The organism is Geothrix sp. PMB-07 (genome assembly GCF_030758935.1).
Lineage (GTDB): Bacteria > Acidobacteriota > Holophagae > Holophagales > Holophagaceae > Geothrix.
Genome location: NZ_CP132333.1, coordinates 3,886,203 through 3,899,531, shown reverse-complemented (window position 1 = coordinate 3,899,531; position 13,329 = coordinate 3,886,203). Strand labels below are relative to the sequence as shown.

14 protein-coding genes are annotated in these 13,329 nt (G+C 66.9%); 2 read left to right on the top strand and 12 right to left on the bottom strand.

Annotated features, from left to right (window positions below; translation table 11 throughout):
• Positions 1–92 precede the first annotated feature (92 nt).
• From Q9293_RS17020 to Q9293_RS17005, 4 genes are all read right to left on the bottom strand, one after another.
• Positions 93–2,219 carry a TonB-dependent receptor gene (locus tag Q9293_RS17020; RefSeq protein ID WP_306248598.1) on the bottom strand — a complete coding sequence of 709 codons (2,127 nt, stop codon included), beginning with the start codon at positions 2,217–2,219 and terminating at the stop codon, positions 93–95.
• Positions 2,219–2,929 (bottom strand): hypothetical protein, encoded by a 711-nt coding sequence (locus Q9293_RS17015; RefSeq protein ID WP_306248596.1) that lies wholly within the window; start codon positions 2,927–2,929, stop codon positions 2,219–2,221. The genes Q9293_RS17020 and Q9293_RS17015 overlap by 1 nt, the downstream gene beginning before the upstream one ends.
• Before the next feature lie 105 nt (positions 2,930–3,034).
• Complete coding sequence (locus Q9293_RS17010; RefSeq protein ID WP_306248594.1) at positions 3,035–3,790, bottom strand: LytTR family DNA-binding domain-containing protein; 756 nt, start codon at positions 3,788–3,790, stop codon at positions 3,035–3,037.
• Complete coding sequence (locus tag Q9293_RS17005; protein ID WP_306248592.1) at positions 3,790–4,872, bottom strand: sensor histidine kinase; 1,083 nt, start codon at positions 4,870–4,872, stop codon at positions 3,790–3,792. The genes Q9293_RS17010 and Q9293_RS17005 overlap by 1 nt, the downstream gene beginning before the upstream one ends.
• Between Q9293_RS17005 and Q9293_RS17000 the strand changes: the two genes are divergently transcribed.
• Positions 4,871–6,340, top strand: a complete 1,470-nt coding sequence (locus tag Q9293_RS17000) for a menaquinone biosynthesis decarboxylase (RefSeq protein WP_306248590.1) — start codon at positions 4,871–4,873, stop codon at positions 6,338–6,340. The genes Q9293_RS17005 and Q9293_RS17000 overlap by 2 nt on opposite strands.
• Here the strand turns inward: Q9293_RS17000 and Q9293_RS16995 are convergent.
• Positions 6,337–6,912, bottom strand: coding sequence for an outer membrane beta-barrel protein (locus tag Q9293_RS16995; protein ID WP_306248588.1), 576 nt, complete (start codon positions 6,910–6,912; stop codon positions 6,337–6,339). The two genes, Q9293_RS17000 and Q9293_RS16995, sit on opposite strands and share 4 nt — an antisense overlap.
• A gap of 216 nt (positions 6,913–7,128) precedes the next feature.
• Between Q9293_RS16995 and Q9293_RS16990 the strand changes: the two genes are divergently transcribed.
• Positions 7,129–7,824 (top strand): phosphatase PAP2 family protein, encoded by a 696-nt coding sequence (locus Q9293_RS16990; RefSeq protein WP_306248586.1) that lies wholly within the window; start codon positions 7,129–7,131, stop codon positions 7,822–7,824.
• A gap of 57 nt (positions 7,825–7,881) precedes the next feature.
• Here the strand turns inward: Q9293_RS16990 and Q9293_RS16985 are convergent, their stop codons facing one another.
• The 7 genes from Q9293_RS16985 to Q9293_RS16955 all read right to left on the bottom strand — a co-directional run bounded on the left by Q9293_RS16985 (position 7,882) and on the right by Q9293_RS16955 (position 13,325).
• Positions 7,882–8,412 (bottom strand): outer membrane beta-barrel protein, encoded by a 531-nt coding sequence (locus Q9293_RS16985; RefSeq protein ID WP_306248584.1) that lies wholly within the window; start codon positions 8,410–8,412, stop codon positions 7,882–7,884.
• Positions 8,413–8,615: 203 nt separating this feature from the next.
• Complete coding sequence (rplS, locus tag Q9293_RS16980; RefSeq protein ID WP_306248582.1) at positions 8,616–8,975, bottom strand: 50S ribosomal protein L19; 360 nt, start codon at positions 8,973–8,975, stop codon at positions 8,616–8,618.
• 107 nt (positions 8,976–9,082) lie between these two features.
• Entirely contained in the window at positions 9,083–9,874 is a 792-nt protein-coding gene (gene trmD / locus Q9293_RS16975; RefSeq protein WP_306248580.1) for a tRNA (guanosine(37)-N1)-methyltransferase TrmD, read from the bottom strand.
• Positions 9,874–10,476 (bottom strand): exopolysaccharide biosynthesis protein, encoded by a 603-nt coding sequence (locus Q9293_RS16970; protein WP_306248578.1) that lies wholly within the window; start codon positions 10,474–10,476, stop codon positions 9,874–9,876. The genes trmD and Q9293_RS16970 overlap by 1 nt, the downstream gene beginning before the upstream one ends.
• A gap of 18 nt (positions 10,477–10,494) precedes the next feature.
• A complete protein-coding gene (gene rlmN / locus Q9293_RS16965; RefSeq protein ID WP_306248577.1) occupies positions 10,495–11,592 on the bottom strand; it encodes a 23S rRNA (adenine(2503)-C(2))-methyltransferase RlmN in 1,098 nt (365 codons plus the stop codon).
• Between the two features lie 2 nt (positions 11,593–11,594).
• The gene (locus tag Q9293_RS16960; protein ID WP_306248575.1) at positions 11,595–11,855 is read right to left on the bottom strand and encodes a hypothetical protein; all 261 of its coding nucleotides are present in this window, start codon (positions 11,853–11,855) and stop codon (positions 11,595–11,597) included.
• A gap of 69 nt (positions 11,856–11,924) precedes the next feature.
• Positions 11,925–13,325 (bottom strand): mechanosensitive ion channel family protein, encoded by a 1,401-nt coding sequence (locus Q9293_RS16955; protein ID WP_306248573.1) that lies wholly within the window; start codon positions 13,323–13,325, stop codon positions 11,925–11,927.
• Positions 13,326–13,329 lie beyond the last annotated feature (4 nt).

Sequence of the window (13,329 nt, the reverse complement as noted above, 5' to 3'; positions counted from 1 at the left end):
GGACGCGCTTGGGAGCCCATGGCCAGGGCAAGGTCGATCAGTATGCGGGAAAATCCCTGTCGTCTCAAGGGAAATTCCTGGAAGGAACCCGATTACCAGCTCAGGCTGGCCCCGGCGATGAGCAGGCGGCGACTGAAGTAGCTTTCGTTGACCCGGCGCTGGCTGAAGTCGGCCGAGTAGGCATAGGACGCCGCGTTGTGGCGGTTCAGCAGGTTCATGACCTCGCCAAAGACCACGCAGTTGATTCCCCAGCGGTTGAACAGGTGGGTCAGGCGGGCGTCCAGCCGGTGATAGACAGGCAGGCGGTCCGAGTAGCGGGCGCCTTCGAGGGGATCCCACCCGCCCCCCGGGTTGGCGGTGGCGCCCAGGACGGGGGTGATCGGGGAACCGCTGGCGTAGCGGAAGGTGCCCGCCAGTTCCCACCCGGGAGCCAGGGTGTGGCTCGAGACCGCCGTGAGGTTGTGGGGCACGCTGGTGGGGGCTGGGCCCAAGAGGGGCTGCTTGTCCTCCTTCCGCTCTGTGTCCAGGTAGCCGTAGCCCACCCAGCCCCGCCAGCCCGGCAGGGCTGCCTTCAGCAGCAGGTCGACACCCTGGGCATAGCCCCGGCCCGTGGAGACGTAGCGCAGGGCCGGGTCTTCCACCACCAGCCGGTCATAGTCCTTGCGATAGACCTCCAGCCTCAGGTTCCAGGCGGCCGTGCCCTTCCAGGCCGCATCCAGTGAGGCCAGGGCATGGGTGGCGCGCATGATCTTCAGGTCCGGGTTGCCCGCGTGGGGATCGACCTGGGTGCTGAGGGGGGCCTGGTGGAAGGTGCCGCCGGCCAGGCGGAAGGTGATGCCCTCATCGATGAGGTAGGACAAGGTGCCGCGCAGGTCGCGGGTGGTTTCCTGTTCCAGGCCGTAGTGATCCTGGCGCCCGCCCAGGGACAGGCCCCACTTCGGCGTCAGCCGCAGGCGCGCCGTGAGGTAGGCCCCCTCCCGGGTGGCATCGAAGCCGTAGGCGAAGGTGCGGGCGGTGGCGGCCGGGTTCCAGTTGGCCAGATCGTAGGGCACCTCCCCTTGGGGATCCACGTGGGTGCGATCCAGATCCGCGCCGCCTTCCAGGGTGAGCTGGTCGCCGAAGGGCATGGTGAGCTCGGCCCGGGCCGAGCGGCTGCGCTCCCGCTGATCGATGCCCCAATGGTTGAAGGTCCAGGCGATGTGGGTCTGGCTGCCCGAGGCCGAGAGCGACAGCCCCGCGCGATCGCCCAGCGTGCCCGTCCACTGAAGGGCGCCAAAGCCGGTGTCGCTCTGATTGCGGTAGCTGTCCTTCAGGTTGGCGATGGTGACATCCGTGGCCAGATGATCCTTGGAGAAGAGGCCCGTGGCCACCAGCCGCCCGCTGCCCAGGGGATGCTGCCAGTTGAGCTGCGCATCGTGGGAGAGGGGCGACTCCTCGAAGGAGGGCGCCAGGCCGTACCACTTGTCCAGCAGCACCGTATCCGAGCGGCGCACCGAGGCGCGAAGGAGGCCTGCCCCCATGGGCCGTTCAAGGGCATAGCCCTGGGTGGGAATCGTGAGCAGCAGGGTGTTGGTAGAGACCGCCGTGGGCTGGTCCGTGGAGATGTCCAGCACCGCCGACAGGGCATCTCCGTAGCGAACGGAAAAGGCGCCAGGCACGAAATCCACGCGGGTGACCAGGGCCGTGTCCACGGCGGAAAAGATGCCGCCCTGCGTGTTGGGATGGTGGAAGGGCCGCGTGAGGTGGCCGCCGTTGAGCCAGATGCCCACTTCCTCGGGCTTGCCGCCGCGAACGAAGAGTTCGGCGCCTTCGCTGGCGTTGCTGACACCCGGCAGCCCCTTGGCCGCCTGCATCACATCGGCCGCGGCGCCGGGCGTGGTGTAGATCTCCATGCGCGAGAGGGTGGACGTCGCCCCTTCCTGGCTGCTGTAGCCGCTGCCTTCCACCACTTCCACCAGGGCGCCCTGGGGTGTGGGCGTGAGCAGCACCAGCAGCGGCTCTCCCGGCTGCCCCGTGCGGGTCTGGGTGTCCATGCCCGGCGCACTCACGCGAACTTCCGCTGGGCCTGGGCCGGGCAACACCAGGCTGAAGCGGCCCTTGGCGTCGGATTCGGCTTTCCGATCACCCACCAACACCTGGGCCCCCGCCAGCGGTTTGCCGCCAGGGCCCAGCACCACGCCAGTCAATTCAAGGGCGGCTTGCAAAAGGGCGGCCAGCATTACTGGGCCTTCGGCTGAAGCTTGGGCAGCACCATGCGCGTGACGAAGCCATTGCCGGGATCCAGGGCCAGCGCTCGGTCCGCGGTCTTCCGGGCAGCCTCCAGCTGATCGGCTTCCACCTGGGCATAGGCCAGCCAACCCAGGCTTTCGATGCGGCCCCAAGTCGGCGTCCAGGGATCGGTGGGTGCGACTTCTTTCTCCGCCAGCGCGACGGCCGCTTCCATCAGAGGCAATGCCACCTTCACGCCACCGCCCACGAAGGCGGGCGTGTGCAGCAGGTGGATGGCGCGCAGGAGCGCGATGCGGGGGCTGTTGGGCTGCTTGGCCAGGGCCTTGTCGAAGAGGCCCATGGCCTTGGGGCTGAGGGTGATGCCGGACATGGGCGAGAAGCCGATCTTCAGGCCGAGGAAGGCGCCGACCAGGGCCATGGTTTCGGGATCCTGACTGCCCTCAAAAGCTTTCAGGCTGCCATCGACGAGGGCCTTGGCGCCCTTGGGATCCTCCTGACGGGTGCGGCTGGCCAGCACGTAGGCCAGGTGCAGCTCGTGGTAGGCCTTCTTCTCCGCGGGGGCCGGATCCAGGGCCAGCTTGGCCTGCAGGGTGCGCACCTGGTCGGTGGGCAGGCGCTGGAGGCGAGCCAACTGGGCGGGCAGGCTGGCGTCCTGGGCGAAGCAGAGGACGGCGGGAAGGACGGCGAGCAGGTGGCGCATGGGGGCTCCAGAGGGCGCATCGGCGCCTGGACCCAGCCTCGGACCAGCAGCGCTCCCGGGTGGCGAGGAGCATACCAACGGGGGGAAAACCCGGACGGATCGGGTTCAGGCGCCGCCGAGCCGGGCCCGCAGGTCGGGCATGCGGTCGCGGCTCACGGGCACGCGGGAGCCATCCTGAAGCCGTAGCTCCCCAGTTCCACCCGGATCGGGAATCAGCTCACGGATGGCCTCCACCGCCACCATGGCCGAGCGGTGGGTTCGGAAAAACCTTGGCGCCAGCTGCCCTTCCAGTTCATCCAGGCTGCGGTCCAGCACGAAGCGGCCATCCGGTGTATGGACGAAGAGCAGGCGATTCTCCGTGCGCAGATGGCTTACCTGGGACCAGGCCAGCACCAGGATGCGGCCCTTGACGAGCACCGTGAAGCGCTCAGGCGTTTCCTTGCGCCGCGTGGCCTCCAGGGCCTGGAGGAGCACCCCGAGATCGGGCTGCTCGGCTTTGGGCTGGGCACGGGCCAGCGTGTCGGCCAGCCGCTCCCGCTCCAGGGGCTTCAGCAGGTAGTCGCAGGCCGCCCAGCGGAAGGCTTCCAGCGCGTGCTGGTCGAAGGCAGTGACGAAGGCGATGGGGGGCAGATCCAGGCCCAGTTCCCGGGCCCTTCGCAACAGACCGAAGGCGCCCTCGGGGGGGAACTCGATGTCGAGGAAGAGCAGGTCAGGCCGGACGTTGCGCAGAAGGTCGAGGCCCGCCACGCCGTCGCCCGCTTCGCCGAGACAGACGGCACCGGGATCCAATTCCGCCACCAGCCGCTTGAGCCGTGAGCGGGCGGGAGGTTCATCCTCGATGATCGTGTAGCGCAGGGCCATCAGAGCCTCACTTCCACAGTGCAGCCCTCCTCCACCTTGGGCCAGTGGAGGGAGCCTCCGCCTGCCTGCAGGCGCTCGCGCACGGTGCGCAGGCCCACGCCTTCCGGCGCCTCCAGCGCCCGGCCCACACCGTCATCCTGGATGCGGATCCGGCCATCGGCAGCCTCAAGGCTCAGGTGGCAGGGTCCTACCTTGGGTCGGAATCCGTGCCTCAGGGCGTTCTCCACCAGGGGCAGGAGCAGCAGGGGTTGAATGGGAACCTCGGCCATGGCTGGGGCCAGCAGCAGCCGATAGCTCAGGCGTTCGCCGAAGCGCAGCTCCTCAAGGCGCAGGAGGTGTTCCAGCAGTTCGAACTCCTCGCGCAGGCTCCAGGTCGGGTGTTCCAGGGCGCCCAGGATCCGGCGCAGCAGGGAGGACAGGCGCCCGGTGGCCTCCTCGGCCCGCTTGGGGTCTTCGGGGATGAGGGCCGCGATGGTATTGAGCGCGTTGAAGAGCGTGTGGGGTTGAAGCTGGGCCTGCAGGCCGAGGAAGCTGGCACGGGCTTCGGCCTGGGCCAGGTCCCGCTGCGCCTGGACATGGTGCTCGACCGTCTCCTTGGTGGCGATGACAGCCGAGGCGGCCAGGCCGGTCAGGGCCGTGAACACCATGGTGAGCCGCGAGGCGAGCAGGTTGATGCCGGTGGTCCAGCGGACCAGGAGGACGGCGAGGCCGAGGAGCAGGAAGTACAGCGCCAGCATCCAGAGCACCGCGAATCCGCCCACCCGGGAAGCGGGCCATTGCTTGGGCAGCCGCTCGAAGGGCGTGTGCAGCAGATCGAAGCCCGCCCACATCACCATGCTGAAGATGACGCCGATGAGCACCGAGCGGGGCAGGTCCCAATGACGACCCCCCGCGGCGAAGGCCATGACCAGGCCCACGGAGGCACCCAGGGAGGCGGCGGTCAGGGCCCAGCGGAGGGGCGAGCTGCGGACGAAGCTCTGGCGAAGCATGGCTCCAGGATTGATCCGGCGGAGCCGGATGGTCCAGGCTTTTGCACCAACGGTGGCTTCCGTCGTACCGACGGGGATGGGATCATGGCGCATGAGCCGTGATTTCCAGACCTTCCTGAAACAGCTTGAAGCCGCAGGCGAGATCCACCGCGTGACCGCTGAGGTGGATCCCAACCTCGAGATGGGCGTCATTGCCGACCGCGTGTCCAAGCAGCCTGGCGGTGGGAAGGGCTTGGTGTTCGAGAAACCAACGGGCAAAACCATGCCCGTGGCCATGAACGTGTTCGGCAGCCTCAAGCGCATGGAGATGGCCCTGGGTGTGGACAAGGAACCCCGTGGCCTGGATGCCATCGCCGACCGCATCGAGAAGCTCGTGCAGGAGGCCATGCCCAAGCCCGGCACGGGCTTCTTCGAGAAGCTGGCCAAGCTCCCCGTGCTGGCCGAGGTCAGCAACTGGATGCCCAAGACGGTACGCAAGGGTATCTGCCAGGAAATCGTCCTGAAGGGCGACCAGGTGAAGCTCAAGGACCTGCCGGTGCTCACCACCTGGCCCGAGGACGGCGGCCCCTTCATCACCCTCGGGATGAGCCACACCCGCAACAAGCAGACGGGCCATCGCAACGTGGGCCTCTACCGGCTGCAGGTCTTCGATGACCGTACGCTCGGTTTCCATACACAGCTGCACCACGATGGTGCCCGCAACCGCCACGGCTACGACCAGGGCGAGCGCATGCCCGTGGCCGTGAGCTTCGGCGGCGACCCGGCGCTCACCTACGCCGCCACGGCGCCCCTGCCGCCCTTCCTCAGCGAGGTGATGTTCGCGGGCTTCCTGCGCGGCGAAGGCATCGAGATGGTCCAGTGCGTCACCAACGATCTGGAGGTTCCGGCCGACAGCGAGATCGTCATCGAGGGCTACGTCAATCCCGGCGAGCTGCGCCGCGAGGGCCCCTTCGGCGACCACACGGGTTACTACTCCTTGGCGGATGACTATCCCGTGCTGCATGTGGAAGCCATCACCATGCGGAAGAACCCGGTGTTCCCGGCCACCATCGTGGGCCGCCCGCCCCAGGAGGACGCCTACCTGGGTCTGGCCACCGAGCGCATCTTCCTGCCGCTGCTGCGCATGGTGCTGCCCGAGATTCGGGACATGCACCTGCCCGCCGCCGGCGCCTTCCACAACCTGGTGATCCTCTCGATGAAGAAGGAATACCCGGGTCACGCACAGAAGGTGATGAACGCCATCTGGGGCACGGGCCAGATCATGTTCACCAAGGGCATCGTGGTGGTGGACGAGGACATTGATCCGCACGACCTGAACGAGGTGCTCTTCCGCCTCACCAGCAACGTGGATCCCAAGCGAGACATGCTCTTCACGGAAGGGCCGCTGGACGTGCTGGATCATGCTGCCGACCGCTTCGCCTTCGGCAGCAAGGTGGGCATCGATGCCACGCGCAAGAACCGCCCCTGGGACGGCTACGCGCGCGAGTGGCCGCGCGACCTCGTGTTCCCGGAAGACATCCAGGCGAAGGTCGCACGGCGCTGGAAGGAATATGGCCTCTAGAAACGCCAGGCCGCGCTGATCTGCGCGGTGTTCGAGTCGAAGGTCGTTTGGATGCCGCTGAAGACATAGCGGCCTTCCACGGTGAACTGGCGATTGACCTGCAGGCCCACGCCCGCCGTCACAGCCAGTTTGGTCGTGGTGAGGCTCGAGGAAGCGGCGGGTGTGTGCTGGTCGAGGCTCCAGCGCACACCGCCCAGGCCGCCCACCAGGTACATTCCCGTGGGGCCTTCGTTCAGGCGGAACAGGTGGTCGAAGCTGAGCGTGAGGTTCTTGGCATACGTGGTGGCGCCGCTGGGGCCCACAGGATGCCCCTCGGGGAAGGTGTTCCACTCGAAGCGGGTGCGGCTGGCGTGGTAGTCGCCGTGATCATGGGTCCACTGCAGGCCCAGGCCATAGCCGGTTCGGTGGTCGAGGCTGTCCTGCAGGTCGCGCAGGGGTTGGTCCACCTGGATGCTGAGCCCGAAGGCATCACAGCGTTTGTGCTTCGGGGCCTTTTCGGAATCCTCTCCGGCGACGAGGGAAAGGCCCGCCAGAGCCAGGGGGACCAGGTACAGACCGCGGTGGAGGGGCATGGCAGCTCCTGTGTGGATGGGCTCGGGGAGTCGAGCGTTGGCCTCGCTACGCATGGGTTGTGCCGAAGCGCGAAACGCGCTGTGGCGCGGAAGATCAGGGGATCGGGCTGCGCGTGGTTGTGGCGAACTGCCACGCATGGTGCAAGGTGTTTACGGGCGTTCCATGGTGTTGGGAGCGAGGCTCGGGCACACTGGGCGGATTCCTTCGGAGTCCCCATGCGACGCATGCTGATCAGTGGTTTGCTCCTCCTTCCGTCGGGCCTGACGGGTTTCGCTCAGACGCCACCCGCCATCGCGCAGCCAGCGGCATCGCCGGAGTGGGTCAGTTTCCTGGGCCCTTTTCCCGCCGTGGAGTCCGATGAGGGCAAGGCCGACCTCGCGATCCTTCTTTGGCATCAGCGCACCCGCACACCTGCTGACATTCAGCGCGCCGCCTCGGAAGTGAAGCTGACCCTGGAAGCCTACGCCACTGCATCGGGCCGATCCCTGAACCCCACTCAGTTTCCGAAGACTGCGGCCCTGATCGACAAGGTGGGCAAGGACACCAAGGCTGTCACCGATAGCCTGAAGAAGCATTTCCAGCGGCCCCGTCCCTACCTCACAGATGGTCGCGTGCAGCCCGCCATCGAGCGTGAGACCAGCCCCTCCTACCCCAGCGGCCATGCCACCCGCGGGGTGATCTTCGGCATCATCCTTGGGGAATTGGCACCAGAGCGGCGCGAGGCCCTGCTGGTGGCGGGGCGGCAGGTGGGTGTGGATCGGGTGATCGGCGGTGTCCACTACCCTTCTGACATTGAAGCAGGTCAGCGTCTGGCCTTCCGTCTTGCCGCCGCCTGGCTGGCGGACCCCCAGAACCGAGCTGCGGTGGATGCGGTGCGCGTCGCTGAATGGTCCCAGCCCGCGAAACCTTGATCCACCCTGTGTACAGAACGAGGCCCCGCAGCGCGGGGCCTCGTGGCATGGACTTCCTCAGAAGCGAACAGTGACTCCGCCCTGAAGGGCATCTGCCTTGAAGTTGCTGGCCACATTGGAGCGCAGCCAGCGAACCTCGGTGCCCAGGGTGGCATTCCATTGGTAGCCCACACCAGCGGCCAGGCCCACCTTGGTGGTGTGGGTGGTGGTGTCGATGGCGGCATCCTTGTGCTCGAAGGACCAGCGCACGGCCGAAAGCCCCAGGGTGACGTAGAGGCCCTCGGGCTTTTCCGCAATGAAGTAGAGGTAGTCGCCGCCGAGGCTGAAGCTGGAGGCATTCTGCTTCACAGTGGTGAAGGAGGCCTCGGGGAAGACGCTGTAATCGAGCCGCGGGCGGAGCATGTGCCCCTCACCCATGTCGAAGGTGCCATGGATGCCGAAGCCGGGCCCGGGCTTGCTGTCCACGTAGGTCTTGAGGTCGCCCAGGGGGATGTTCGCCAGGCCTTGCACACCATAGCGAGGTGCCTCGGCCTGCAGGGATGCGGTGGCCGTCAGCAGCGTCAGCGTGGCAAAGAATGAAGTCTTCATGCTTCCTCCCGGGGAGGACACTCCAGATGGATGTGCCGGAGCGCCCTGAGCCATTTTTCCACAGAAGGGGGAGATCGGCCGAGGGTCTTAAACAGAAAAGTGCTTTAGAAATAAAGATCTAATTGGGTTTAGTGAATTGGGATCAGGTGCGCTCTAAAACGCAGATGGCGCCCTCGCGGGCGCCATCTGCGGGGTGGAAGAACCTATTCGGCGCGCTCGGAGCGGCGCTCCTTGAGGCGACCGGCCTTGCCCAGCTTTTCGCGCAGGAAGTAGAGCTTGGCGCGGCGAACCTTGCCGTGGCGGACCACTTCGAGCTTGTCGATGGTGGGGCTGTTGAGGGGGAAGATGCGCTCCACGCCCACGCCGCTCGCAACCTTGCGGACGGTGAAGGAGGTGCGCATGCCGCCGCCCTTGATGCCGATGACGATGCCCTGGAAGAGCTGGATGCGCTCCTTCTCGCCTTCCTTCACCTTCACGTGCACCTTGACGGTGTCGCCGGGCTGGATGCGGGGCAGGTCGTGGCGAAGCAGGCTGGCTTCGAGTTGATCGATGATGTGGCTCATGTGGGCTCCTGGGCCAGCGGTCCCACACCGTGATCGGCGGACATGGCTCGAAAGTCCCCAGACGGGGAGTCCATCAGTCTACCGGAATGCCCGGGAAATGGAAGCGTTCATTGGCGTTTCCACCCCTTCCAGCCCTTGGGCTTGGGCCGTTCCCAATCCTGGGGGTGTTCCACCTGCCAGGCGCACCATTGGGCCGGGCGGTCCAGGTCGGCCAGGCGGTCACGCAAGTAGACGTTCCAGAGGTCGGGCCGCAAGCGCCGGGTGCGGGCCATGGCCTCGCGGAGGCGCCAGAGGCGGATGGCCCCGTGATCGCCACCCTGGAGGACCGCCGGCACGTCCAGGCCCTCGAAGGAGGCGGGTCGCGTGTAGTGAGGATGATCCAGCAGGCCGGTGGCGAAGCTGTCCTGCTCGGCGGAGGCCTCGTTGCCCAGTACCCCAGGGAGCCAGCGGCAGACCGCATCGATGAGGAAGAGGGCCGGCAGCTCCCCACCGCTGAGCACGGCCTCGCCGATGCTGAACTCCTCATCGACCAGGTGCTCCACGGCCCGTTGATCGAGCCCTTCGTACCGGGTGCAGACCAGGATGAGTTGATCGAGCTGGGCCAGTTCCATCACCTTCGCATGGGTGAGTGGGGGCGCCGCCGGGGTGAAGTGGATGACCCGGCCCAGGCCTGTCCGGGGGACGGAGGCCAGGGCGTCTCGCAGCACATCGGGCCGCAGCACCATGCCCGGGCCACCGCCGAAGGGGGCATCGTCCACATGCCCGAAGGTGTTGCCCGCGAAGGGGCGGTAGCTGTGGGTTTCCAAGGTATGGCCCAGTTCCCGGAAGGCGCGACCCGTGATGCCCAGACGGGCGGCCTCGAAGAATTCCGGAAACAACGTGAGGGCGTCGATGCGCATCACTTCACCAAGGCATGGAAGGCCTTCAGGAAGGCGCGGATGATGAGATCGAAGCTGAGGCCGAAGTAGAGGGTGTTGGCGAGGGCTGCAGCTGCGCCAATCCAGGCCCAGGCCGGCCGTTCCTCCAGCAGGGCGGCCCCCAGCAGGCAGAGGATGGCCGCGGGCAGCAAATTGCCAAAGGGCAGGGGCACGGGAAGGGCCAGCAGGAAACCCGTCCAGGCGATGAGCACGCCCATCCAGCGGGGGCTCAGGGGACGCTGCTCTGCCCCCCGCCAGCGGAAGCGGTTGAGCTGGTACTCCAGTTTGGCAAGGGCCTCTTTGATGCGGCCCTTGTGGATGGGCTGGGCCTGGATCCGCTGCGGCACCCAGGGATGGGGCCGTCCCCACGCCAACTGGGCGCCCAGGGCGATGAGTGCCGCGCCGCCTACGGGAGCAAGGCCCACATTCAGGCCGGGAATGAGGTTTGGCAGGGAGAGCAGCAACACCAGCAGGCCGTAGGTCTGCTCGCCCGCCGCGTCCAGCAGCTCGCCCAGGGTGATACCGCCCTCGGTGTCGAGCAGGGCATGGAGGGTTTCAAAAAAGGGTCTCGGTGTGGAGGACACCCCTCCAGCATGACCGAATCAGCGCGTTTTCGGATGTCGGGGCTGCCCCTCGCGCACCAGCTGGCCGCAGGCCCCGGCCACATCCTGGCCCCGGCTGCGCCGGACGCTCACGGGCACCTCCGCCTCGGAGAGCAGCTTGCAGAGGGCGCTGATGCGGGCCTCTTCTGGCGCCTCGAAGCCGGAACCCTCGTGGGGATTGAAGGGGATCAGGTTCACCTTGGCGGGGAAGCGGCGGGCGAAGGCGGCGAGCCGGCGGCCATCCTCCTGGCCATCGGTGTGCCCCTTGAGCAGCACGTACTCGAGGGTGATGCGCTCGCCGGATTGCAGCGGGAAATGGGCCAGAGCCGTGGCCAGGGCCTCCAGGTTCCAAACCCGGTTCACGGGCATGATGCGTGAGCGGTGCTCATCCGTGGTGCCGTTGAGGCTGAGAGCCAGGCGAGGCCTTTTGGCGAAGGTGCCGAGGCGCTCAATGCCGCTCACCAGCCCTGAGGTGGACACCGTGATGCGGCGGGGTGGGATGGCCAGGCCATCGGGATCCGTCAAGGTGGTGAACGCGGCCATGAGATGGTCGAAGTTGTGCAGGGGTTCGCCCATGCCCATGAACACCAGGTTCACGGGCCGGTCGGCGGGATGTTCATGGTGGAGGAGCATGGCCATCACCTGGCCCACGATCTCAGCGGCGCTGAGGTTGCGGATGATGCCCATCTGCCCCGTGGCGCAGAAGGTGCAGCCCATGGCACAACCCACCTGGCTGGACAGGCAGAGGGTGACGCGGTCGTCATAGGGCATGTGGACGCCCTCAACCTGACGGGAATCCCCGAGCTGAAAGACGTGCTTGGTCGAACCGTCGGACGAGGTCTGGCTTTGCACGATGGCGGGCCAGGCCAGATCCACTTCGGTTTCCAGGCGCGCTCGAAGGGTCTTCGACAGGTTCGAGAACTGCTCCCAGCGGGTCCACCGCTGGCGCAGCAGGCCCGAGAAAAGTTGGCCGCCTCGCCAGGCGGGTTCGCCCAGCGAACCCAACAGCGAGCCCAGCTCTTGGCGACCCAGACCTGCGGCATTGGGGCGCACAACGCTGCCGGCTTCGGGGGCCGGAACATCCCACGCGTGGGCCATTCTCAGTCCATCTTGATCTTGAAGGATTTCATCAAGCGCATGTCGTCTTCGGAGAAGGGCGGCTGCGGATCGGTATCATCCGAATCGAAGGGATCGCGGGCGGCGAGGCTGGTGGGTGAGGCTTCGAGAATCAGCATCAGGCCGTAGCCCTTGGCCTGAATCTGAAAGGCCAGGTCACGGCAATGGTCATCTTCGGCCAGGGCCTTCAGCAGAGAATCGCCCAGTTCGCTCACCAGGTGGTGCAAGTGCTCTGGCAAGTCCATGACGTCTCCCCTCCCTCCCCAGGATAGCCTGGGCCCTTCCTGCACGGATCGGCCAAGTCGCTGTCAAGTTCAATCCAGGCCGAACCACGCTCGGATCTGTCGGGTCCATTGGTTTCGACGGCCTTCTTTGGGTGGAACCGCTGCGGTGGTTTCCCGTTCCCGCCGGTCCATGAGATCTATCAGTTGTTCCAACAGTTCTGGCTCCCGGCGCAGCGAATGGTCGAAGGCCTCCTTGGGCAATTCGAGGATGGCGGCCTCGGTGAGGGCCACCACCGTGGCATTGCGAGGCGCGCCCGTCAGGAGGCTGGCCTCCCCGAACCACTGGCCGGGCCCCAGGTCCGCCACGGCCTTCCAGTAGATGCCCGTGTACGGCTCCAGCCGTTCTTCCGGGTGAACCACCTGCAGGGTGCCCCGGTGCACGGCGAAGAGCGAGTTGCCCGGATCTCCCTCTCGAATGACGGCTTCGCCTGGGGCCACCGGGCGCAGGCGCAGATGAGGGCGCAGGTCTTCCATCCAGTGGCTGGGCAGGCCCAGGTTCTGGATGAGTTCGCCCATGAGCGTGGGGCCTGGAACGGGTTCGTCGACGGGTGGCAGCGGGGTGGGGCCGTGGGGCCCCATGAACCGGAAACCCTCCCGAGACAGGACGGTCGCCGCCAGGCGGGTGGCCTGGAAGGTGGCCTGGCGGCCATGGCGGAAGCCCAGGGCCCAGAAACGCATCTCCAATACGGCGCCGCCCATGTCACTGCTGTGCACCACCACTTCAGGGCGGTGGTGGGAATGATGGGGCAACCCGGCCAGGGCCCGGCTGAGCTTTTCAAGGGCCACATGCAGGTCGGGCCTGGGTTCGACGATCACTTTGGCCGTTCGGCGGTGCAGGCCGGAGGGCACATAGAGGTTGGTCACCACGGCCTGGGCCATGACGCGGTTCGGGAAGATGTCCGTGTCGCCGTTCTCGGTGCGCAGCTGCACCGTGCGCCAGGTCATGGCCTCCACCTGTCCGATGAGGGTTTCTCGGCCTGGGCCACCCCGCAGGTTGCCCGTGATCTCCAGCCAGTCCCCTTCCCGAAAAGCTGGATCGAGATGCAGGGAGATGCCCGCGAAGAGGTTGCCCAGCACCTCCTGAAGGCTGAGGCCCACCACTGCCGCCGCGATGGCGCCGGTGCCCAGCAGCTGGCCCAGGCTCACCTGCAGGGCATGGCGCAGGATGCCGCCTGCGGCCACCAGGTAGAGCGCCACCACCAGGAGATCCCGGGCGAAGCCGGGCGTGGCGGTCTGGCGATGGCTCAGGAGCGGATCGAGCAGCAGAAAGGAGATGACGCGGATGGCGCCATAGGCCACCAGGGACCAGAGGATCACATCCGCAGTCCGCTGCGCGGCAGGGTGATCCGTCACTCGGGGCAATACGAAAGCAGCTGCCACCAACAGCACGCCCAGCAGCACCCAGGCGGCCAGGCGGCGCGGAGCGCTCACCTTC